The sequence below is a fragment of the Streptomyces sp. NPDC001410 genome (assembly GCF_042895235.1).
GTDB lineage: Bacteria > Actinomycetota > Actinomycetes > Streptomycetales > Streptomycetaceae > Streptomyces.
In genome coordinates, this window is the sequence record NZ_JBIAWE010000020.1 from 92,774 (window position 1) to 113,915 (window position 21,142).

Sequence of the window (21,142 nt, forward strand, 5' to 3'; positions counted from 1 at the left end):
CAGTCAGGAGGCCTCGTCGTCGGCGTCCTCGTCGCCGGCCGCTTGGTCTCGCCTCCCGTCGTACGTCAGCTTCACCTTGAGGGTGACCTCGCCGCTCGCGCCGGCCACGATGATGTCGCCCTTGGCGGAGAACTTCACCCCGAACTCCACCTCCAGGGCGTCCGGCCTGGCCGCCCGGCCCGCCTGGCCCAGGGCCGCCGCCGTGGAGGTCGCGATCTCCACGATCGTCGACTGCGCCTGCTCGAAGGCGTCCTGGACGCGCCCGGTGAGGTTCCCCGGCCGCGTGGCCGTCGGCTCCGATCCCGGCAGCCGCACATCGGTGGCCTCCACCAGGACCTGGACACCGCCCACGTCGACCGGAATGTACATGCCGTTCATGTCCGCCCCCGTCTCCCGGATCCGCTGATCGCGTTCTCGGTGTACCACAGGTGACTCCCGCCCCACAGGGGTCAACACCCTGTCCGCACAACGCATTTGAGCCATCGGGCCATCGGGCGGGCGCCCGCCGGGCTACCCCCGTGTCGCGGGCAGCGGCCGGTCCTGCACCACGTGCTTCATCACCAGCGTCGAGGTCAGCCGCTGCACCCCCGGCAGGGTCGCGAGCCGCTCGTCGTACAGCCGCTGGAAGGCGGCGAGGTCGGCGGTGGCCACCCGCAGCAGGTAGTCGGGCTCGCCGAACAGCCGCTGGGCGTCCAGGACGTGCTCCAGCTCGCTGACCGCCCGCTCGAACTCGGCGACCGTCTCCCGGTCCTCCTGCCGCATGGAGACGAAGACCAGCGCCTCGAAGGTGAGCCCGAGCGCGGCCGCGTCCACCACCGCCCGGTAGCCCTGGATGGCTCCGGAGCGCTCCAGCTCGCGCAGCCGCCGGTGGCAGGGCGAGACGCTCAGGCGCACCCGGGCGGCCAGCTCGGTCACGGTCAGTCGCCCGTCCTGCTGCAGCTCGGCAAGGATTTTCCGGTCTACGTCGTCCATGAAGAAGATAATTGCCCAGATCTCGCGATCACGGGCAAATTTCAGGAACACTTTCGGGCCATTCACGCCTAATGTCCCCAGCATGGACTCGGGACTGCTCTTCTCCTTCCTCGCCGTGGACCTGCTGCTGGTGTGTGTGCCGGGCGCGGACTGGGCGTTCGTCATCGCGACCGCCCTGCGCGGCCGCTCGGTGCCGCGCGCGGTGGCGGGCCTGGTCTCCGGCTACGCCCTGCACACGGTCCTGGCGACGGCGGGGCTCGCGGTCCTGGTGGCGGGCTCGCCCCGGCTGCTCACGGCACTGACGGTGGCGGGCGCCGGATATCTCCTGTGGCTGGGCTGGGGGGTGCTGCGCCGCCCGGCCGTCCCGGGGGCGGCGGACGAGGCCCCCGGCGCCGACCGGCGCCTCTTCCTGCGGGGCGCCACGATCAGCGGCCTGAACCCCAAGGGTCTGCTGCTCTACCTCTCCGTGCTCCCCCAGTTCCTCACCCTCCGCGGCGCCCACCTGCCCGTACCCGCGCAGACCGCGACCCTCGGCCTGCTGCACATGGCGTGCTGCGCGGCCGTGTACCTCAGCGTCGGCGCCACGGCACGCATCCTGCTGGCGGCCCGCCCGGCGGCGGCCCGCGCGGTCACCCGCACATCGGGCGCGGCGATGCTCGGAATCGGCGCGTTCCTGCTGGTGGAACGCCTGGCCACGCTGTGACGATCACTTTCTCAGGAGCCGGAAGATCCTGATCTCCCGCTCCACCCGCGCCTGATAAGTCGCGTACGGCGGCCAGAACGCCAGCAGTGCCTTCCAGGCGGCGGCCCGTTCCTCGCCCGCCAGCAGCCGGGCCGTGACGGGGATGTCCCGGCCCTTCCAGCTGATCGAGGCGTCCGGATGGGCGAGCAGGTTGTGGGTCCAGGCGGGATGGCCGGTCCGGCCGAAGTTGGAGCCGACGAGGAGCCAGCCGTGACCGTCCTCCTCCGGCATGCAGGCCAGCGGGGTCCGGCGCGGCAGCCCGCTCCTCGCCCCGGTCGACGTGAGGATCACGCCGGGCAGGAGCTGTGCGCTGAGCAGCATCCTTCCCCGGGTGAGCCGGTGGACGGCGCGGTCGAGGGCCGGGATCACGTGCGGGGCGACCTTCGCGAAGGCCCGGGTGGCGGACACCTTCTGCACGAACCGCACGCCGACGCCGGGCATCAGACGGCCACCTCTCCGCGCGCGAACAGCCCGGCCTCCTCGGCGGCCCGGTCCCGCAGCCGGTGCACGGGCCCGAACAGCAGCTCGTCCCCGGCCGCCCGTTTGAAGTACAGGTGGGACTCGTGCTCCCAGGTGAAGCCGATCCCGCCGTGCAGCTGGATCGCCTCCCCGGCCGCACACCGCAGCGCCTCCAGCGCCTGCGCGAGCGCCAGCCTTCCCACCCGTTCCCCGTTCACCGTCGCCCAGGCGGCGTAGTACGCGGCCGAGCGGGCGGCCTGCACGCCCACGTACACATCCGCCAGCCGGTGCTTGACCGCCTGGAAGGAGCCGATGGCCCGCCCGAACTGCTCCCGCTGCCCCACGTACTCCACGGTCCGTTCCAGTGCCCGGTCGGCGGCGCCGACCGCCTCGGCGGCGAGCACGGCGGCGACGGTGTCGCCGAGTCCGGCGAGGGCGGGAAGCACGTCCTGGCCGGCCTGACCCAGCAACTCGGCCGGTACGTCCCGAAGTTGGATCCGACCCTGTGGCCGGGTGGCGTCCAGCGCGGTCTGCCGGGCCCGTACGACCCCCACGGCGTCCCCCGCGACCAGGAACAGCAGGGTCCGGGACCGCGCGTACCCGCCGGTGTGCGCGGCGACGACCAGCAGCCCGGCGCTGTGCCCGTCCAGCACCTGGTCGACCTGCCCGTACAGCCGCCAGCCGTCCCCGCCCTGCCGGGCCTGCACGCCGCCCGCCCGGCCCCCGCCGGCCCACTGGCCGCCGTTGTCGCCGGTCAGGGCCAGGGCGGCGGTGAGGGCGGGGCCGGGGACGGCGAGGGCGGCGGTGAGGGTGCCGGCGGCGAGGCGGGGCAGCAGATCCGTGCGCTGGGCCTCGGTGCCGAGGGCGAGGATCAGCGGGGCGGCGAGGACGGAGGTGGCCAGCAGCGGGGAGGGGGCGAGCGTCCGCCCCATCTCCTCGCAGGCGAGGGCGAGTTCGGTGACCGAACAGCCGACGCCGCCGTGGGCCTCGGGGAGGGCGAGCCCGGGCAGGCCGAGCCGGCCGGCGAGGGCGGACCACAGGGCGGGGTCGTACCCGGCCGGGCTGTCGACGGCGGCCCGCAGCGCTTCGGCGCCACAGTGTTTGTGGAGCAGTTCGCGCAGGGTGCGGCGGATCTCGTCCTGCTCGGCGGTGAGACGCGTGTCCATGGCTGATCCGATCCCTCCGACCTGATCTGACGGTGCGTCATATTAGGGCGGGCAGGGAGTGAAGCCCAGAGGCGCGACACCTGCCGCACCCCGCCATATCTGATGTACCGTCAGATTCATGAGACCCGGGAACCGGAAAGTCGCCGTGGCCGGGGTGGCCCTCTCGGACTGCGGCCGCGTGGACGACACGACCCCGTACGCCCTGCACGCCCAGGCGGCCCGCCGCGCCCTCGCGGACGCGGGCCTGGACCGCGCCCTGGTGGACGGCTTCGCCTCGGCCGGCCTCGGCACGCTGGCCCCGGTGGAGGTGGCCGAGTACCTGGGCCTGCGCCCCACCTGGGTGGACTCCACCTCCGTCGGCGGCTCGACCTGGGAGGTCATGGCGGCCCACGCGGTGGACGCGATAGCGGCGGGCCACGCGAACGCCGTCCTGCTGGTCTACGGCTCGACGGCGCGGGCGGACATCAGGGCGGGCCGCAGGACGGGAAACCTGTCCTTCGGCGCGCGCGGCCCGCTCCAGTTCGAGGTCCCCTACGGCCACACGCTGATCGCCAAGTACGCGATGGCGGCCCGCCGGCACATGATCGAACACGGCACGACGATCGAGCAGCTGGCCCAGGTGGCGGTCCAGGCCCGCGCCAACGCCGCCCTGAACCCCGAGGCCATGTTCCGGGACCCGATCACGGTCGACGACGTCCTGTCCGGCCCGATGATCGCCGACCCCTTCACCAAGCTGCACTGCTGCATCCGCTCGGACGGCGGGGCGGCGGTCCTGCTGGTGGCCGAGGAGTACGTACGGGACTGCCGCACCGCCCCCGTCTGGATCCTCGGCACCGGCGAGCACCTCTCCCACGCCACGATGTCCGAGTGGCCGGACTTCACGATCTCCCCGGCGGCGGTGAGCGGCAGGCTCGCCTTCGAGCGGGCCGGAGTGCGCCCCGCCGAGATCGACTTCGCCGAGATCTACGACGCCTTCACCTACATGACCCTGGTGACCCTGGAGGACCTGGGCTTCTGCGCGAAGGGCGAGGGCGGGGCGTTCGTGGAGAAGGGCCGGCTGCTGGTCTCCGGGGACCTCCCCGTGAACACGGACGGGGGCGGCCTGTCCGCCCAACATCCCGGCATGCGCGGGCTGTTCCTGCTGGTGGAGGCGGTACGGCAACTGCGCGGGGAGGCGGGCGAGCGGCAAGTGCGGCGTCCGGGCGGGGAGTTGCCACACCTCGGTGTCGCCTCCGGCACGGGGGGCTGGTTCTGCTCCTCGGGGACGGTGGTGCTGGGCCGGTGACGGAGTCGGCTCAGCGGTCGCCCATGCCCTCCTCGTCGCGCAGGCTGCGCCAGATGCGGGTGCGGTGCAGGACGTAGAGCGCGACGAACACGGCGACGACCTGCAGCCCGATGGCGAGCAGCCAGAAGACGGCCCGGCTCTCCAACTCGTCGGTCAGATAGGTGAAGTTCATGCCGAAGAACCCCGTCAGGAACGACAGCGGCAGGAAGATCACCGACACGATGGCCAGCCGGTTGATCACGGCGTTCTGCTCGCCGGAGACGAGGGTGGAGTAGCTGGCGAAGGCGCGCCGGGAGGCGTCCTGGAGGGACTCGATGTCCGTGTGCACCAGACTCGCCATGTGCTGGAACTCCTGGGTGAGCAGCTGGCGCTCCTCCGGGAAGCCGCGGTTCATCATCCTCCGGGTGAACATCTGGTCCATCACCTGGAGGTAGGGCAGGAGCGTGCGGTGCAGGAGGGCGGAGTGCCGTCGCAGCTGTGACAGCCGATAGATCTGGTCGGGGCGTCGCCCCTCGAACATCTCGTCCTCCAGGTCCTCCACCAGCAGCAGGTCCTGCACGGCGGACCGGCGGTAGGTCTCCAGGGCCTCCTGGAGCAGCAGGAAGAGCATGGCCACGGTGTCGGAAGGCTGCTCGCTCCGCAGCTGCCCGATGAGGCTCTCCCGCAGGCCGGCCTGCCCTCGGTGCACCGTGAGGAGATAGCGCGCGGTCACCAGGGCATGGACATGAACGACCTCGTTCCCCTTGGCCACGGGCACGACGAAAGCGGCCTGGTCTCCGAGGAACTCGGCCCGCGCGGGTTCGCCCATCCTGCCGAGCCAGATGAGGTCCTCCGTCTCCAGGCCGAGCTGGTGCGAGACCGGCGGCACCCCGGTGGACGGTTCCTCGGGCAGCTCGACGTCTACGAGCAGGAAACCGGCCGTGGCGAGCCGCTCACGTGCCTCCGCCACGTCCGTACGCGTGATGCCCCCCTCCGGCATCGACACCACCGTTACGATCATCGCCCCTCACCGCCGGTCCCGAAGCCCGCAGGTCCCAGCCTGCGCACACTCCGGCGGCCCCGCATGCGGAGGCAGTCCGGACGGCGTACGGGATCCGCGCGAGACTCCGCCGTCCCACCCCCCGCCGTTCCACCCCCGCCGTTCCACCCCCGGCGGCCGGAGCCGGTCGGCCCACCGCGCCAGGGGGATCCGCACGCGGGCCCATACTCGTGGACATGGAAACGGATCTTCACGGGCTGCTGCGGTCCCTGCGGGTGTGGTCACCCGAGGAGACCGAGCTACGGCCCTTCGACCCGGACAAGGCCCCTTCGGCACCGCTGCAGCTGTTCACGAGCTGGTTCGCGGAGGCGGTGGAGGCGGGTCAGCCGGAGCCGCACACCATGGCGCTGGCGACGACGGACGAGGACGGCCTCCCCGACGTACGGATCGTGATGCTGCACGGCGCGGACGCGGACGGCTGGTCCTTCGCGACGCACGTCACGAGCCGCAAGGGCCGGGCCCTGAGCGCCCACCCGTACGCGGCGCTGGCGTTCTACTGGCCGGTGCTGGGACGGCAGGTGCGGGTACGGGGTCCGGTGACGTCGGCGCCGTCGCGGGAAAGCCAGGCAGACCTGCACGCCCGCTCGACCGGGGCCCTGGCGGCTGCGCTCACCGGGCGGCAGAGCGAGCAGCTGTCCTCGCTGGACGAGCTGCGGCAGGCCTCGGAGGCCGCCTGGGAGCGGGCCCGGCAGAACCCGGCAGAGCCGTCCGAGACCTGGACGCTGTACCGCCTCCAGCCGGAGGAAGTGGAGTTCTTCCAGGGAGACGCGGCCCGCAGACACGTACGTCTGGCCTACCGTCGGACAGCGGCCTCGGACGCCTCCGGCTGGTCCAGGCACCTGCTGTGGCCGTAAGAGGCTGAGGGGCGCATGAGGGGGACGACATGACGTGGCTGATGCGGGGCCGCAGGTCGCGCGCGCAAGAGGTGCCGGGAGCGGGGCCGGTGGCGCTGAGCGGTGTGGCCAAGACGGCCGGGCCGGCCCCGGTCGCGCCCTCGGCCCCGCCGCCGCTGCTCAGGGCGGGCGGGCCGGTGGTGCAGCGGGTGTCCGGCGACGGGAGCCGGGTGGTGGAGCCGGCCACCGGCGCCGAGCCGGTGATCCTCGGCATCACGCACCACGGCCCGGGCCACTTCGTGGTGGACGCCCTGGACGGCAGGATGCGCTCCGGCAGCCAACTCGTCTACACCGACGGCCCCTTCGCCTGCCGGGCCCTGGCCAATGCCGACGGCCGTCCCGTGCGTGCGCTGCGGATCCAGGCGGACGGTCCGTGGACGGTCGAGGTGACCGGCCTCGCCGACGCCGTCGTCCTCGACGGCCACGCCGAGCGCGAGGCCTCGGACGTCCTGCGCCACGAGGGCGGCCCGGCCATCGCCCAACTGCGCTACACGGGTACTGCGCGCTCCGCCGACGGCGGCTACTTCCTCGCCGACGCCTTCGAGCCCGACGGCTCCGGCTTCCTCGACGAGCTGGCCAACCACGTGGGCCCGTGGACGGGTGAGGTCCCGCTGCCGGGGCCTTGCCTGGTGTACGCCCGGTCCGACGGGCCGTGGTCGATCACCCTTCGTCCTCTGAGGTCGTAGACCGCCCGATGCCGTAGACCGTCATCGCCCGAACTCGTAGACCGCGAAGTCCGCGACCCCCCGGTAGCCGATTCGCTGATAGAGGCCGTTGCTGGTGGGGTTCGCGAGGTCGGTGAAGAGGAGGATCTCCGCCGCGCCCCGCTCCAGGGCGGCCCGGCTCACCTCGGCCGTCACCGCGCCCGCGTAGCCCCGGCCGCGCAGGGCCGCCGGGGTGTACACCGGGGCCACGCGGACCTGGCCTGCGATCTCCGGGGTCGCGCCGGCCATGGAGACCGGGGTGCCGTCGGGGGTCTCCCAGAGGGTGATGCCGCCGTAGGCGAGGCGGGCGTCGGCCCACGCCGCCGGGTCCTGGACTCCGAGCAGCCCCGCCGCCTCGACGAACTCGACATGCCAGCGCATCATCAGCTCCCGGTCACCGGCCCCGGCAACCCGCGCACGGCCCTCCGGAACCGGCTTCGGCACGGTCAACTCATCCAGGCGGTAGAGCCTTTGACGCTCATGAAGCTTGCCCGTCGCCCCGGTACGCCGCTGCCACGCCTCCGCGACCGCCGCAGCCGTGTCCCGTTCGGCGGAGACACCGGGCATCGGATACCCCAGGCCGGCCAAGCGGTCCGCCAGGCCCTCGGCGTCCTCTGAGGTGAGCTGCGTGAGGTACACGCGGTGCGGCGGGGTGTGGACCAGGACCGCCCGCACCCCGCCCTCCGCCTCCCCGAGCGTCCCGAAGAGCGGGGCTTGGTCGCCGTACGCATACAGGCCACGCCTGCGCAGCGCGTCCGTCACCGTCAGCGGCACCGTGTGCAGCGCCGGACGGGAGCGCAGGAAGTCTCCGGCGCGGGAGAGGAAGTCGTCAAGGTCTTCGGTCAGGTGACAGGCAGCGGAATGCATGCACGCATGATCCCGTTCAACTCCTCGGCCTGAAAACCGGTTTCCCTTCCAGGAAGCTCACCTCCAGCTCCATCCCGGCGGTCGGCTCGCTCCCCTCGCACCCGACCAGCTCCGTCATCATCCGCGGGCCCTCCGCCAGGTCCACCACCGCGGCGACGTACGGGGTGCGGTCGTCGAAGGGCGGGAGGTCGTTGCGGTGGACCGTGGACCAGGTGTAGAGGGTCGCCCGACCGCTCGCCTCCTCCCAGATCACGTCCTCGCTCCAGCAGTGCGGGCAGAACTCGCGGGGGTAGTGGTGGGCCCGGCCGCAGGTGGCGCAGCGGCGGATCAGCAGCCGTCCCTCGGCCGCCGCCGTCCAGTAGGGGCGCGTGAAGGAGTCGATCTCCGGCTCGTCGAAACGCGCCGCGCTCATCAGAACCACCCCAGTGCCGCGTCCACCGACCATGCCTGCCCCGCCATCCCGAAGAAGCCGACCAGCGAGATCAGCGCCATCATCGAGTTCTGCCCCTGTTCCGCCCAGTCGTGGATCATGAGGACGAAGTAGAGGACGTTCAGGGCCAGGCCGCCCAGCAGGGCCACCGGGGTCAGGAAGCCGAGGATCAGGCCGAGTCCCAGGGCGAGTTCGGCGTAGGCCACCACGTACGCCATCGCCTTCGGCCGCGGTGTCACCACCGTCTCGAAGCCCGCCCGCACCGGGGCCCAGCGGTGCTTCTGCGCCACCCCCGCCGCCCAGGCGATACCGCCGCCCTCGAACCACGTCTTCTTGTCCTTGTGCCGCCAGCTCTCCAGCCACCACAGGCCGAGGCCTATGCGCAGCACCGCGAGCCACTCCGCGCCGTCGAGCCAGATCGCGTCCATGGATCTGACGGTACGTCAGATAGCCGGAAAAGCCGAGGGGGCGGGTTTGGAACTGCTGGCTCTCAATTGAGTTCAAGCGCGTCCTAGCGGGCATGGGTGAGTACCGCCCGCCGGCGCCGGCTGAGTTGGCAGGCATCTCCTGAAAGCGAACACACGGGAGCCCCGGCGTGCCGGCAGGCCCGGCAGAGGACCGCGCTGTCCGTCTCCCGTCATCCTTCGGGCACCGCCCCGCCACGACGCCCGGCCCCTGCGCACCGGGGCCGGGCGTCCCGGTGTCCGTGCACCACTTCCGCCCATCCGAGACACCTACGACACCTGTCCCACCCGCACCCTCCACCGATGTGATCAATCCGCAACCGATTCCGGTCTTGACCGAGACCCATCAACGGGGTGGGTGATTACGCTCGCGCTCATGGCCGTCTCCCGCCCCTCCCCCGCGCACCTCTCCGCGACCCCCGCCGACCGTCCCGTGTACGTCATCGGCGCCGGCCCCGGCGGACTCGCCGCCGCGTACGCGCTGCGGGCGCGGGGCATACGGGCCGTGGTGCTGGAGAAGGCCGACCAGGTGGGCGCCTCCTGGCGGCGCCACTACGACCGGCTCCATCTGCACACCACCCGCCGGCTGTCCGCCCTGCCCGGGCTCGCGATGCCGCGGCGGTTCGGTCGCTGGGTGTCCCGGGACAACGTGGTGCGGTACCTGGAGAAGTACGCCGAGCACCACGAGCTGGAGATCGTCACCGGTGTGGAGGTGTTCCGTGTCGAACGGTCGGCGGACGGGACGGGCTGGCTGCTGCACGCCTCCGGCGGGCGGGAGCTGACCGGCAGCGCGGTGGTCGTCGCCACCGGCTACAACCACACCCCGCGCGTGCCCGATTGGCCGGGCCTGGACGGTTACGGCGGGGAGTTCCTGCACGCCGGCCGGTACCGGAACGCCGAACCGTACACGGGCCGGGACGTGCTCGTCGTCGGCGTCGGCAACACCGGCGCCGAGATCGCCGTGGACCTGGTGGAGGGCGGAGCCGCGCGGGTGCGGCTCGCGATGCGGACCGTTCCGCACATCGTGCGCCGCACCACCCTCGGCTGGCCCGCGCAGTACTCGGGTGTGCTGGCACGGCGGCTGCCGGTGCGGTTCGTGGACCAGGCGTCCCGGATCCAGGCCAGGATCGGCGTCCCGGACCTGTCCGCCCACGGCCTGCCCCGCCCGGACACCGGCCTGTACAGCAGGGCCAGGCAGGGCGCCGTCCCGGTCCAGGACGTCGGCCTGATCGACGCCGTACGGAAGGGGAAGGTGGAGATCGTGGCCGCCGTCGAGTCCTTCGAGGACGGGAAGGTGGTCCTCGCCGACGGCAGCCGCGTCGAGCCGGACGCCGTGATCGCCGCGACGGGGTACCAGCGGGCACTGGAGGGGCTGGTCGGGCATCTCGGGGTACTGGACGACCGGGGCAGACCGACGGTGCACGGCGGCCGTACGCCCGCCCAGGCGCCGGGGCTCTACTTCACGGGGTTCACCAACCCGATCAGTGGGATGTTCCGCGAACTGGCGCTGGACGCCGAGAAGATCGCGAAGGGCGTGACCAAGGAGTTCCGCACCGGACGGTAACTTTGCCGTTCCGACCCATTCCTGACACTCCGTCAGTTCAAGTAATCTGACAGTGCGTCAGTTGATGTGGCTGTCTCACAGGAGCGGGCGGAACGATGCTTGGATCAACCCACGGCACCCTCACCACCGACTCCCGCCGGGCCCGGGTCATCGCCTGCGGTGAGCAGCGGCCCGGACCCGTCGTCCACGATCAGGTCGACGACCTCGACGTCGGCGGGCGGCCGCTGTACGCGGACGTACCGGATCTGGCGCGGTTCTTCCGGCCCGGCTCGGTCGCCGTCGTCGGCGCCTCGGACGCCGAGGGGCGGCCGAACACCGGGATCACCCGGCAACTGCTGGGCTGGGCCGAGCGGGTGGGGGCGCGGGTGCATCCGGTGCATCCGACCCGGCCGTCGGTCTTCGGCATCCCGTGCTCCGCCTCGGTCGCCGACCTGCCGGAACAGGTCGACCTGGCCGTCCTGCTGGTGGCCGATCCACTGCCGGTGATCGAGGAACTCGCCGAGGCGAAGGTGAAGTTCGCGGTCGCGTTCGCCTCCGGGTTCGCGGAGACCGGCGAGGCGGGGGCCGAGGCGCAGGAGCGGCTCACGGAGGCCGTACGGCGCTCGGGGCTGCGGCTGCTCGGACCGAACACCAACCTGAACGCCTTCGAGCGCTTCCGGGACGACCTGGAAGGGCCGGCGATAGCGCTGATCACCCAGTCGGGACACCAGGGCCGCCCCGTCTTCGCTCTCCAGCAGCTGGGCATCCGGCTCTCCCACTGGGCGCCGACCGGCAACGAGGCCGACCTGGAGACCGCCGACTTCATCTCCTACTTCGCCGAGCAGCCCGAGGTCGGCGCCATCGCCTGCTACGTCGAGGGCCTCAAGGACGGCCGCGCCTTCCTGCTGGCCGCCGACCGCGCCGCCCGCCGCCAGGTGCCGGTGGTCGCGGTGAAGGTGGGCCGCACGGAAGCGGGGGCCCGTACGGCCGCCTCGCACACCGGCAAGCTCACCGGCGCCGACGACGTGGTGGACGCGGCCATGCGGCAGTACGGCGTCATCCGCGTCGACGGCCTCGACGAACTCCAGGACACGGCCGCCCTGTTGGCCCGAGCACGGACTCCGCAGGCCGAGGGCGTCGTCATCTACTCCATCTCCGGCGGCACGGGTGCGCATGCCGCCGACCTGGCCGCCGGGGCAGGGCTCCGGCTGCCGGCGCTGTCGTCGGACAAGCAGGCCGAGCTGCACCAGTGGATCCCGGAGTACCTGAGCGTGGCCAACCCGGTGGACAACGGCGGGCATCCGGTGGGCGACTGGCGCGGCCGGAAGATCATCGACGCGATCCTCGCCGACCCGGAGGTCGGGGTGCTGATCTGCCCGGTCACCGGCCCCTTCCCGCCCCTCAGCGACAAGCTCGTACGCGATCTGGTCGAGGCGGCGGAGGAGACGGACAAGCTGGTGTGCGTGGTGTGGGGGTCGCCGGTCGGCACGGAGCCGGCGTACCGGGAGGTCCTGCTCGGCTCCTCCCGTGTGGCCACCTTCCGCACGGTCGGCAACTGCCTCACCGCCGTCCGCGCCTGGCTCGACCACCACCGCTTCGTCAGCGACTACCGCTCCCCCTTCGACGAGGCCCCGCGCATCCCCTCCCCCTCCTTCCGCAAGGCCGACGCCCTGATGCGGCCCGGGCAGCAGCTCAGCGAGCACGCGGCCAAGCAGCTGCTGCGCGCCTACGGCATCCGGGTGCCGCGCGAACAGCTGGTGACCAGCGCGGCGGCCGCCGTCCGCGCGGCCGGGCAGGTCGGCTACCCGGTGGTGATGAAGGCGTCCGGCGCCCAGATCGCCCACAAGACGGAACTCGGCCTGGTGAAGATCGGCCTCACCTCGGCCAGCCAGGTCCGGGACGCCTACCGCGAGCTGACCGACATCGCCCGCTACGAGGGCGTCTCGCTGGACGGTGTCCTGGTGTGCCAGATGGTCGAGCAGGGCGTCGAGATGGTCGTCGGGGTGACCCATGACGAGTTGTTCGGGCCGACCGTGACCGTGGGGCTCGGCGGGGTGCTGGTCGAGGTGCTGCGCGACGCCGCCGTACGGGTGCCGCCGTTCGGCGAGGAGCAGGCCCGGGACATGCTCGCCGAACTGCGCGGACGGGCCCTGCTGGACGGAGTCCGGGGCCGCCCGCCGGCCGACCTCGACGCGCTGGTGGAGGTGGTCCTGCGGGTCCAGCGCATGGCCCTCGAACTCGGCGAGCAGATATCCGAGCTGGACATCAACCCGCTGATGGTGCTGCCCCGTGGGCAGGGCGCGGTGGCGCTGGACGCGCTGGTGGTGTGCCGGTGAGCAACCTCGACCTCATACACGATGTCCGGGAGCAGGTCTCGCACATCACCCTCGCCCGCCCCGAGGCCCTCAACGCGCTCACACCCGCCATGCGGGACCGCCTGATCGCACTGCTGGACGAGGCGTCGGCGGATCCTGATCTACGAGCCGTCGTCCTGACCGGAACCGGCCGGGCATTCTGCGCGGGAGCGGACCTGCGGGGCGGCTCGGGGGGCACCGGGCAGCGGATCCCCGGCGACGTGGCCCGCGTCCTGCGCCTGGGCGCCCAGCGCCTCGTCTCGGCCGTACTGGACTGCGAGAAGCCGGTGATCGCCGCAGTGAACGGCACCGCGGCCGGGCTCGGCGCACACTTGGCCTTCGCCTGCGACCTGATCCTTGCGGCCGAATCGGCCCGCTTCATCGAGGTGTTCGTCCGGCGCGGACTCGTACCCGACGGCGGCGGCGCCTATCTCCTGCCCCGGCTGATCGGTCCACACCGGGCCAAGGAGCTGATGTTCTTCGGGGACGCGCTCTCGGCGGCGGACGCGGAACGGCTGGGTCTGGTCAACCGGGTGGTCCCGGACGGAGAGCTGGAGAAGACCGCCCGGGAGTGGGCAACCCGGCTGGCGACCGGCCCGACCCGCTCCCTCGCCCTGACCAAACAGCTGGTGAACGCCTCCCTGGACGGCGACCGTTCCTCGGCCTTCGCGGCGGAGGCAGCCGCCCAGGAGATCAACATGACGACCGAGGACGCCGGGGAGGGGCTGCGGGCGTTCGTCGAGCGCAGGAGTCCGGAGTTCCGGGGGCGATGATGCTGAGGGCAGCGTGCCCATAGGCTCTCAGAGTGATTGAGACCATCGTGTTCGACGTCGGAGAGACGATCACGCGGGACGACCGCTACTGGGCCTCGTGGGCGGACTGGTTGGACATTCCCCGTCACACCCTGTCCGCTCTCGTGGGCGCGGTGGTCGCCCAGGGTTTCGACAATGCGGAAGCCCTCCGGCTCGCCCGGCCAGGAATCGACGTGGCCGCTGAATATCATGCGCGCGAGGCCGCCGGCCGCGGTGAACACCTCGACGAGAGCGACCTGTACGACGACGTTCGCCCGGCCCTCGCCGCACTCCGGAAAGCCGGCGTGCGCGTCATCATCGCGGGCAACCAGACCTCCCGGGCGGGTGAACTCCTGCGCGGCCTGGACCTCCCGGCGGATCTCGTCGTGACATCCGGGGAGTGGGGGGTGGCGAAGCCGAGGCCGGAGTTCTACCAGCGGGTGCTGGAGGTGGCGCGATCAGCGCCGGAGGCGACGCTGTACGTCGGTGATCACCCGGCCAACGACATCTTTCCGGCGAAGGCGGCAGGGCTGCGCACGGCGCATCTCCGTCGCGGTCCGTGGGGGTACCTGTGGGCGGGCGACCCTGAGGTTGTGGCGGCGGCGGACTGGCAGGTCGACAGCCTCACCCAGCTGGTAGAGATCGTCGGCGGCTGAACAGGCCACAGCGTTACCCGCCCGAGGGCTGTTCAGCCAAGGTGTGTACACGCTGCGTCTCGGTGTGGGTACGGTTCGGATGGGATGCACCGAACTGGAGCCGGAATGCCTGCACTTGTGTACGGCCGGGTAGGGCGACGGATCGCCTACTACCGCAGGCTGAGGCGCATCACGCAGCAGCAGCTCGCCGATGCGGCCTGCGTCGCCCTGGGAACGATCCGCAAGATCGAGCGCGGTGAACGGGGTGCCAGCGATGCCACGCTCGAAGCAATCGCCGCAGCCCTCGGTGTGGACCCGACTCAACTGCGAACGGACCGCGGCCCGGCTCACACGCCGGTTCATGATGCGCTACCCGTCCTCTCGGCAGTGATCGCAGCGTACGACGTCCCGGACGAGGGCCCGGCCCCTGTGGCCGGGCAGCTCCGTACCCGGTCGAGAATCGTCAGGTTGGAACATGCGCAGGCTGTGTGCTGGAGACGCCCGGTGTGGCCGCAGTTCGAGTACTTGGACACGCCGGACGCTCGCTATGCGGCCGCGCAGACCCGCCACGGCCTCGGTGGCATCCTCCACAGCTTGAAGGACGTCAGGTGGGTCAACCAGCCGATGCGGGACGCTGCCGCTGACTACAAGCCCCGCCAACTCGCCGTCGCACAGCGGCTCGGCCTCACCATCCCGGCCACACTGGTCACCAACAGCTTCGATGACGCACGCGAGTTCATCGCATCCCACGGTCAAGTGATCCACAAAACGCTGTGCTGGACCCCGTATGAACGCGATGGCATCGGCCTGACGAGCTGGGCCGAGCCAGTCACCGCAGACGAACTGGACGAGTCGATCGCGGTGACACCACACCTGTTCCAAGCCATCGTGGACAAGACTGCCGACCTGCGTGTCCTGGTCGTCGGCGAGCAGGTGTTCGCCGTGCGGATCGAATCCGGGCTGCTGGACTGGCGCAGGGACTACTCGGCACTGTCGTACAGCGTGGTAGATCTGCCGTGCCAGGTGCACAAGCAGTTGCTCGCCTTCCTTGATCACTTCGGTCTGGTGTGGGGCAGCTTCGACCTGGCCGTCGGCCGGGACGGCGAACCGTACTTTCTGGAGCTGAACCCGAACGGCCAATGGGGCTGGCTGCAACAGGCCACCGGTCTGCCGATGGCCACCGCGTTCGCCGACCTGCTCGCCGAGGGGAGCACCCGACGATGACCCCGGACACCGCAGTCGCGCGACGAAGCCTGGCCGACCGCCTTGAAAGGGCCGGAATCCTCACACCTGCCTGGCGGTCGGCGGTCGAAGCCGTGCCGCGCGAACTGTTCCTGCACCCGGGGGTGTTCCTGCCGACCGAGGACGGCGATTGGCGACCGGTGACCGCACTTGGCACGGCCCCGCAGGAGTGGGCGCGGATCGCCTACCGGGAGGAGTCGCTGGTCACCCAGCTCGACGGGCACCTGACCGCCGACCAGGCTGGGGGAGTTGTCGACGGCAACCCCACCTCGTCGTCCACCACACCGACGACCGTCGTCGCGATGATCGAGCACCTGGATGTCGACAACGGGCACACCGTGCTGGAGATCGGCACCGGCACGGGCTACTCCACCGCCCTCATGTGCCACCGGCTCGGCGAGGACAACGTCACCACGGTCGAGGTGGACCCGGATGTTGCGGCCCGTGCCGACGCCGCCCTGGAGGCCGCCGGTTACTCGACGTGGACCGTTACCGGTGACGGGCTCCTGGGGCACCCCCTTCGGGCGCCGTACGACCGCGTCATCGCCACCTGCGCCGTGCGCCGCATCCCGTACACCTGGGTGCGGCAGACCAGGCCGGGCGGGATCATCCTGTCCACCGTCGGCTCATGGCCGTACGGCACGGGCCTGGCCAAGGTCACGGTCCGCGAGGACGGCACGGCCGAAGGCCGGATCCTCGGCCGCTCGTCCTTCATGCAGGCCCGCTCCCAGGCCGTAGGTCACGAGGGCGTCGACCTGTCGGCGCGGACGGCGTACGCGGACTCCGAGCGGCCCACCCGCATCCCGCCGTCGCTGCTGGACGAGTGGATGCCGGCCTTTCTGGCCCAGCTCACCGCCCCCGGCGCCCACCTTCTGCGCGCCTCCGCCAACGGGGTCCACAGCGTCTACCTGTTCGATGACGAACGTGAGTCCTTCGCCGCGTTCACCGGGGACGGCGTGGACTGGACCGTGCGGCAGGGCGGGCCGGTCGCTCCGTTGGACGATATCGAGGAGATGCTGATCGCCTGGCAGAACGCCGGCGAGCCAGGCATCAGTTCAGTACGGCTGCACATCACCGACCGCTCGCACAGGTACTGGGTCGGAGGCCGGCAGGTCACCGGTCCGGGCCGGACCGCGTGGATTACCGACGAGCGTGAGCTGCGATGGGAACACCGCGTTGCCTGACCTCTTCTGGTGGCCCGGAGTCCTGTGGTGTGAAACTCAGGACGCGGCGGCCCGCCCCAGCTTCCACAGGGTGCCCCCGTCCGGGTCGCCGAAGAGGACGAACAGTTCGGGGCTGTCCTCGCTGCCGGTGATCGACCAGTGGGTGTCCTCGCCGCAGTCTCCGTCGAGTTTGAGCAGCACGCCGTCCCGGTCGGTGTTGTCCGAGTCGTCGTCGGGCTCCCAGGTGCCGGATCCCTGGCACCGGACGTAGTCCCGGAAGTGGTCGTCGTCGAACGGGGGCTGTGTGGGGAGCTTGACGGCCTCGGCGCTGCCGTCGGGGTGCAGCCGCAGCTCGGCCCCGGTGTCGCCCCGCCAGACCCCGGCCAGCTGGGCGGGGGCCAGCTTCGGGGGCTCGTACTCCTGGATCAGACCGGTCTCGGTGGCGAACACCCCGCCGCCGATGGCCAGCACGAAGAGGACGACCGAGCCGAGTGCAGCCCGCCACCACACGCCCGCCGGACGCCAGTTCCGCCTGCGGACGAGGCCGACCCAGAGGGTGGGCAGGAGCCCGAGGGCTGCCAGGCAGGCGACCGTAGTGCCGAGCGGCCACCCGAAGAGCACGGCGGCCGGTACGCCCCAGATGAGGGCGGGGACGACCGGGGCCAGCAGATGCCAGACCCACCTCGGGCCGGGAAGGCGCCGGCCCGCGAGCCGCGCGAGCACCACCGAGGGCAGGGTCAGCGCGAACGCCGACACCATGCCGAGGATCGGCAGCAACAGTGGCGCGAAGAGGAGGAAGCACAGCGCGCCGAGGGCCCCGCCCAGCCCGGCCCCGTAGTCGTCCTGCGTGGTGGTCTCGTAGATCCACCACAGCAGTCCGGCCGCCGGCAGCTGGGCGCCCCCGAGGGCCGCCGCCGCGCTCAGATCATCGGGTGCCCAGGTCAGCCTGGCACTCGGCTGCGTTCCATGCGTCTTTTCCCACCCCATGGGCGCAGCGTACGGGCGCGCTTTCGGCCATCCGCCGACCCCTTCCCATCTGACACACCGTCAGCTTCAATGGAAGGGTGATGGGACACGCAGGGGCGGCGGCCGCCGCCGTCCGTTACCTCAGGTCGGCTCCGGCACCAGGGCCCGTGGAGGCGCTGCCGCGCCCGGAGTTGCGGTGCGTGCGCGAGGACGAGCGGGCGCCGGTGGACCCGGCGGAGTTCCGGCGCGTGCTGGGGCACTTCGCGACCGGGGTGACCGTGATCACGGCACCGCCGGCCGACGGTTCGGCCTCCCCCGCCGGCTTCGCCTGCCAGTCCTTCTCCTCCCTCTCCCTCGACCCGCCCCTGGTCTGCTTCATGGTCGGCCGTACGTCGACGACCTGGCCGCGCATCGCCCGCGCGGGCGTCTTCTGCGTCAACGTGCTCAGCGCCGGGCAGGGCGGACTGTGCCGCGCCTTCGCGATCAGCGGCGCGGACAAGTTCGCGGGGGTGGCGTACGACACCGCAGCCTTCTCCGGTTCTCCGCGCCTCGCCGGCGCCGCCGCCTGGATCGACTGCACGATCCACGCGGTGCACACCGGCGGCGACCACCTCATCGTCGTGGGCCGGGTGGTCGCCCTCGGGGCCGCCGAGCAAGGGGATCCGCTGCTCTTCCATCGGGGGCGGTTCGGGCGGCTGGACGGCGACTCCTCATGAGCCGGGTCAGCTGGCACTCATTCCGCGTTCCGGCCAGCTGCCCCTCTCCTTGTACAGCGAGTTGATCTTCCGCGAGGCCTTGAGGAACAGGTGGTCGACCTCACCATCGGCCGGTTCCGATGAACGAGTGGCCGTGTTCAGGGAGAGTCGGCGATCCATCTCCGCCGGGTCGGCACCGAAGGAGTAGCAAATGACTCCTTGTTCTTCGGTCTCTTTCTTGAAGTAGACCAGTGCGGCCACTACCACTCACCTTCCAAATATTTCCCTCGCCCCATTCAGGACAGCGCGGGCACGGGAGCCGACGTGCGCCTGATCACCAGGGCCATCAGGGCCGCCGCCGCGCACAGGGTGCCGGAGGCGTACCAGACCATGTCGTAGGTACCGAAGACGTCGCGGGCGACACCGCCGAGGAAGGCTATGAGGGCCGCGCCGACCTGGTGGGAGGCGAGCACCCAGCCGAAGACGATGGCGCTGTCCTCGCCGTAGTGCTCCCGGCACAGGGCCAGGGTGGGCGGGACGGTGGCCACCCAGTCGAGGCCGTAGAAGATGATGAAGAAGATCATCGGGGGGTGGACGGACGGCCCCAGCAGCATGGGGAGGAAGAGGAGCGAGATGCCGCGCAGGGCGTAGTAGACGGCCAGCAGGCGGCGCGGTTCGAAGCGGTCGGTGAACCAGCCGGAGGCGATCGTGCCGACGACGTCGAACACGCCGATGACCGCGAGCAGCGAGGCCGCCGCCGTGACGGGCATGCCGTGGTCGTGGGCTGCGGGCACGAAGTGGGTCTGGATCAGGCCGTTGGTGGAGGCACCGCAGATCGCGAACGTGCCGGCGAGCAGCCAGAACGGACCGGTGCGCACGGCCGAGCCGAGGACCTTGAGGGTGCGGCGGGCGGCCCCGGTGACCGGCGCCGGCTTCGGCACGAACTCCTGGGCGCCGTACGGCTTCAGGCCCACGTCAGCCGGGTGGTCGCGCAGCAGGAGCCACACGAACGGGACGACGGCGAGGGCGGCGAGTGCGACCGTCACTGCGGCCGGGCGCCAGTCGTAGGACTCGACCATCCACGACAGCAGCGGCAGGAAGATCAGCTGGCCGGAGGCGGAGGCGGCGGTGAGGATGCCGCTGACCAGCCCGCGCCGCTCGGTGAACCAGCGGTTGGTGACCGTCGCGGCGAAGGCCAGGGCCATCGACCCCGAGCCGAGGCCGACCAGCAGTCCCCAGCACAGCAGCAGCTGCCAGGCCGCCGTCATCCACACGGTGAGGCCGGAGCCGAGCGCGATCACCGTCAGCGCCACGGCGACCACCTTACGGATGCCGAAGCGGTCCATCAGCGCGGCGGCGAAGGGCGCGGTCAGCCCGTACAGCGCGAGGTTGATCGAGACGGCCGCGCCGATCGTGCCGCGCGACCAGCCGAAGTCCTGGTGCAGGGGGTCGATGAGCAGGCCGGGCAGGGAACGGAAGGCGGCCGCGCCGATGATCGTGACGAACGTGACGGCGGCGACGAACCAGGCCCGGTGCACACGGTGGCGCCGGCCGGGCGGGGCCTGGACGGGAGCTGCGGCTTCGGTTGTCTGAGTCACGTCATAGAGGGTCCTGTTTCGGACCCCGCACATCGAGTGGCCCGAAGGCCAGCATTCGTTAGGATCGGGCCATGACTGCCGGCCAGGAGTTCCGTCCGCATCGGATCGTCGTCCTCGCACTGGACGGCCTGCTCCCCTTCGAGCTGGGCATCCCGCACCGGATCTTCGGCCGCCCGCGGGACGCCGAGGGCCGCTACCTGTACGAGGTCGTGACCTGCTCGGTCCGCCCGCCCGGCCCGGTCGAGACGGACGCCGACTTCGCGGTGCACGTCCCGCACGGCCCGGAGGCGCTGGAGACGGCCGACACGGTGATCGTCCCGGCGTCCTACGAACTCGGCCCGGTCTACGAGGAGGGCAGGCTGACCGAGGAGCTGACCGCGGCCTTCGCCCGCATCCGCCCCGGCACCCGCCTCGCCTCCATCTGCACCGGTGTCTACGTCCTCGCCGCCGCCGGCCGTCTGGACGGCCGCCCGGCGACGACCCACTGGGCGGACGCCGAACGCTTCCAGCGCATGTTCCCTCGGATCAAGGTGGACGCGGACGTCCTGTTCATCGACGACGGGGACGTGCTGACCTCGGCCGGCGTGGCCGCCGGGATCGACCTGTGCCTCCACATGGTGCGCCGCGACCACGGCACGGCCGTCGCCAACGACGTGGCCCGCCGCACGGTCGTCCCGCCCCACCGCGACGGCGGCCAGGCCCAGTACATCCACCGCCCCGTCCCCGACCCCCAGGTCGCCACCACCACCGCGGCCCGCGCCTGGGCCCTCGGCCGCCTGCACGAGCCGATCCAGCTGCGGGACATGGCCGAGCAGGAGGCCATGTCGGTCCGCACCTTCACCCGCCGCTTCCGCGAGGAGGTCGGCATCAGCCCCGGCCAGTGGCTCACCCAGCAGCGCGTCGAACGCGCCCGCCACCTCCTGGAGTCCACCGACCTCTCGGTCGACCAGGTCGCCCGCGACGCCGGCTTCGGTACGGCCCAGTCGATGCGCCAACACCTGCAGCAGGCCCTCGGGGTGACCCCGACGGCTTACCGGCGGACGTTCCGGGCGGGGGTCGACGACACGGGGGGCAACGACGGGGCGGGGACCCCCCGATGACGGAGCCGGCCGGAAGAGACCGGAGTAGACGGAG

At 71.7% G+C, this 21,142-nt stretch carries 23 protein-coding genes; 12 read left to right on the forward strand and 11 right to left on the reverse strand.

Annotation, left to right across the window (positions count from 1 at the left end):
• Nucleotides 1-3: 3 nt before the first annotated feature.
• Nucleotides 4-378, reverse strand: coding sequence for a CU044_2847 family protein (locus tag ACFY3C_RS35905; protein ID WP_390773797.1), 375 nt, complete (start codon nucleotides 376-378; stop codon nucleotides 4-6).
• Between the two features lie 132 nt (nucleotides 379-510).
• The gene (locus tag ACFY3C_RS35910; protein ID WP_386573484.1) at nucleotides 511-972 is read right to left on the reverse strand and encodes an Lrp/AsnC family transcriptional regulator; all 462 of its coding nucleotides are present in this window, start codon (nucleotides 970-972) and stop codon (nucleotides 511-513) included.
• A gap of 82 nt (nucleotides 973-1,054) precedes the next feature.
• Between ACFY3C_RS35910 and ACFY3C_RS35915 the strand changes: the two genes are divergently transcribed.
• Nucleotides 1,055-1,675 carry a LysE family translocator gene (locus ACFY3C_RS35915; protein WP_386573485.1) on the forward strand — a complete coding sequence of 207 codons (621 nt, stop codon included), beginning with the start codon at nucleotides 1,055-1,057 and terminating at the stop codon, nucleotides 1,673-1,675.
• Between the two features lie 3 nt (nucleotides 1,676-1,678).
• On the opposite strand, the gene ACFY3C_RS35920 is transcribed toward ACFY3C_RS35915, so the two are convergent.
• A complete protein-coding gene (locus ACFY3C_RS35920) occupies nucleotides 1,679-2,155 on the reverse strand; it encodes a nitroreductase family deazaflavin-dependent oxidoreductase (protein WP_386573486.1) in 477 nt (158 codons plus the stop codon).
• Nucleotides 2,155-3,339 carry an acyl-CoA dehydrogenase family protein gene (locus ACFY3C_RS35925; protein WP_386573487.1) on the reverse strand — a complete coding sequence of 395 codons (1,185 nt, stop codon included), beginning with the start codon at nucleotides 3,337-3,339 and terminating at the stop codon, nucleotides 2,155-2,157. The genes ACFY3C_RS35920 and ACFY3C_RS35925 overlap by 1 nt, the downstream gene beginning before the upstream one ends.
• Nucleotides 3,340-3,457: 118 nt before the next feature.
• Between ACFY3C_RS35925 and ACFY3C_RS35930 the strand changes: the two genes are divergently transcribed.
• A complete protein-coding gene (locus ACFY3C_RS35930; protein WP_390773798.1) occupies nucleotides 3,458-4,624 on the forward strand; it encodes an acetyl-CoA acetyltransferase in 1,167 nt (388 codons plus the stop codon).
• 10 nt (nucleotides 4,625-4,634) lie between these two features.
• On the opposite strand, the gene ACFY3C_RS35935 is transcribed toward ACFY3C_RS35930, so the two are convergent.
• Nucleotides 4,635-5,624: a CorA family divalent cation transporter gene (locus tag ACFY3C_RS35935; RefSeq protein ID WP_386573489.1), complete on the reverse strand. Its 990-nt coding sequence runs from the start codon at nucleotides 5,622-5,624 to the stop codon at nucleotides 4,635-4,637.
• Nucleotides 5,625-5,839: 215 nt separating this feature from the next.
• On the opposite strand from ACFY3C_RS35935, the gene ACFY3C_RS35940 reads away from it, so the two are divergent.
• Both ACFY3C_RS35940 and ACFY3C_RS35945 read left to right on the forward strand, forming a co-directional pair.
• Nucleotides 5,840-6,517, forward strand: a complete 678-nt coding sequence (locus tag ACFY3C_RS35940) for a pyridoxal 5'-phosphate synthase (protein WP_386573490.1) — start codon at nucleotides 5,840-5,842, stop codon at nucleotides 6,515-6,517.
• Nucleotides 6,518-6,546: 29 nt separating this feature from the next.
• Complete coding sequence (locus tag ACFY3C_RS35945) at nucleotides 6,547-7,242, forward strand: hypothetical protein (protein WP_390773799.1); 696 nt, start codon at nucleotides 6,547-6,549, stop codon at nucleotides 7,240-7,242.
• Between the two features lie 21 nt (nucleotides 7,243-7,263).
• Here the strand turns inward: ACFY3C_RS35945 and ACFY3C_RS35950 are convergent, their stop codons facing one another.
• Genes ACFY3C_RS35950 through ACFY3C_RS35960 form a run of 3 tightly spaced genes read right to left on the reverse strand, consistent with a single transcriptional unit; the run spans nucleotide 7,264 to nucleotide 8,985 of the window.
• Nucleotides 7,264-8,127, reverse strand: coding sequence for a GNAT family N-acetyltransferase (locus tag ACFY3C_RS35950; RefSeq protein ID WP_390773800.1), 864 nt, complete (start codon nucleotides 8,125-8,127; stop codon nucleotides 7,264-7,266).
• A gap of 16 nt (nucleotides 8,128-8,143) precedes the next feature.
• Complete coding sequence (locus ACFY3C_RS35955; RefSeq protein ID WP_390773801.1) at nucleotides 8,144-8,539, reverse strand: Zn-ribbon domain-containing OB-fold protein; 396 nt, start codon at nucleotides 8,537-8,539, stop codon at nucleotides 8,144-8,146.
• Entirely contained in the window at nucleotides 8,539-8,985 is a 447-nt protein-coding gene (locus ACFY3C_RS35960) for a DoxX family membrane protein (protein ID WP_386573494.1), read from the reverse strand. The genes ACFY3C_RS35955 and ACFY3C_RS35960 overlap by 1 nt, the downstream gene beginning before the upstream one ends.
• Nucleotides 8,986-9,397: 412 nt before the next feature.
• On the opposite strand from ACFY3C_RS35960, the gene ACFY3C_RS35965 reads away from it, so the two are divergent.
• The 6 genes from ACFY3C_RS35965 to tgmC all read left to right on the forward strand — a co-directional run bounded on the left by ACFY3C_RS35965 (nucleotide 9,398) and on the right by tgmC (nucleotide 16,770).
• Nucleotides 9,398-10,585: a flavin-containing monooxygenase gene (locus tag ACFY3C_RS35965; RefSeq protein ID WP_390773802.1), complete on the forward strand. Its 1,188-nt coding sequence runs from the start codon at nucleotides 9,398-9,400 to the stop codon at nucleotides 10,583-10,585.
• Nucleotides 10,586-10,680: 95 nt separating this feature from the next.
• The gene (locus ACFY3C_RS35970; protein ID WP_390773803.1) at nucleotides 10,681-12,900 is read left to right on the forward strand and encodes an acetate--CoA ligase family protein; all 2,220 of its coding nucleotides are present in this window, start codon (nucleotides 10,681-10,683) and stop codon (nucleotides 12,898-12,900) included.
• Nucleotides 12,897-13,691, forward strand: a complete 795-nt coding sequence (locus ACFY3C_RS35975) for an enoyl-CoA hydratase/isomerase family protein (protein ID WP_390773804.1) — start codon at nucleotides 12,897-12,899, stop codon at nucleotides 13,689-13,691. Before ACFY3C_RS35970 ends, ACFY3C_RS35975 begins: the two co-directional genes overlap by 4 nt.
• A gap of 32 nt (nucleotides 13,692-13,723) precedes the next feature.
• Nucleotides 13,724-14,365: an HAD family hydrolase gene (locus tag ACFY3C_RS35980; RefSeq protein ID WP_390773805.1), complete on the forward strand. Its 642-nt coding sequence runs from the start codon at nucleotides 13,724-13,726 to the stop codon at nucleotides 14,363-14,365.
• 105 nt (nucleotides 14,366-14,470) lie between these two features.
• Nucleotides 14,471-15,568, forward strand: a complete 1,098-nt coding sequence (locus ACFY3C_RS35985; protein ID WP_390773806.1) for a helix-turn-helix domain-containing protein — start codon at nucleotides 14,471-14,473, stop codon at nucleotides 15,566-15,568.
• On the forward strand, nucleotides 15,565-16,770 hold the full coding sequence (tgmC, locus tag ACFY3C_RS35990) for an ATP-grasp peptide maturase system methyltransferase (RefSeq protein ID WP_390773807.1): 1,206 nt from the start codon (nucleotides 15,565-15,567) through the stop codon (nucleotides 16,768-16,770). The genes ACFY3C_RS35985 and tgmC overlap by 4 nt, the downstream gene beginning before the upstream one ends.
• 36 nt (nucleotides 16,771-16,806) lie before the next feature.
• On the opposite strand, the gene ACFY3C_RS35995 is transcribed toward tgmC, so the two are convergent.
• Nucleotides 16,807-17,736, reverse strand: coding sequence for a hypothetical protein (locus tag ACFY3C_RS35995; protein WP_390773808.1), 930 nt, complete (start codon nucleotides 17,734-17,736; stop codon nucleotides 16,807-16,809).
• Nucleotides 17,737-17,816: 80 nt separating this feature from the next.
• Here ACFY3C_RS35995 and ACFY3C_RS36000 point away from each other — a divergent pair, with 80 nt between their 5' ends.
• The gene (locus ACFY3C_RS36000) at nucleotides 17,817-18,431 is read left to right on the forward strand and encodes a flavin reductase family protein (RefSeq protein ID WP_390773809.1); all 615 of its coding nucleotides are present in this window, start codon (nucleotides 17,817-17,819) and stop codon (nucleotides 18,429-18,431) included.
• Nucleotides 18,432-18,437: 6 nt separating this feature from the next.
• Here the strand turns inward: ACFY3C_RS36000 and ACFY3C_RS36005 are convergent, their stop codons facing one another.
• Both ACFY3C_RS36005 and ACFY3C_RS36010 read right to left on the reverse strand, forming a co-directional pair.
• Nucleotides 18,438-18,671 (reverse strand): hypothetical protein, encoded by a 234-nt coding sequence (locus tag ACFY3C_RS36005; RefSeq protein WP_386573507.1) that lies wholly within the window; start codon nucleotides 18,669-18,671, stop codon nucleotides 18,438-18,440.
• 35 nt (nucleotides 18,672-18,706) lie between these two features.
• Entirely contained in the window at nucleotides 18,707-20,008 is a 1,302-nt protein-coding gene (locus tag ACFY3C_RS36010) for an MFS transporter (protein WP_386573508.1), read from the reverse strand.
• Between the two features lie 71 nt (nucleotides 20,009-20,079).
• Between ACFY3C_RS36010 and ACFY3C_RS36015 the strand changes: the two genes are divergently transcribed.
• Complete coding sequence (locus ACFY3C_RS36015; RefSeq protein ID WP_390773810.1) at nucleotides 20,080-21,108, forward strand: GlxA family transcriptional regulator; 1,029 nt, start codon at nucleotides 20,080-20,082, stop codon at nucleotides 21,106-21,108.
• Nucleotides 21,109-21,142: the final 34 nt, after the last annotated feature.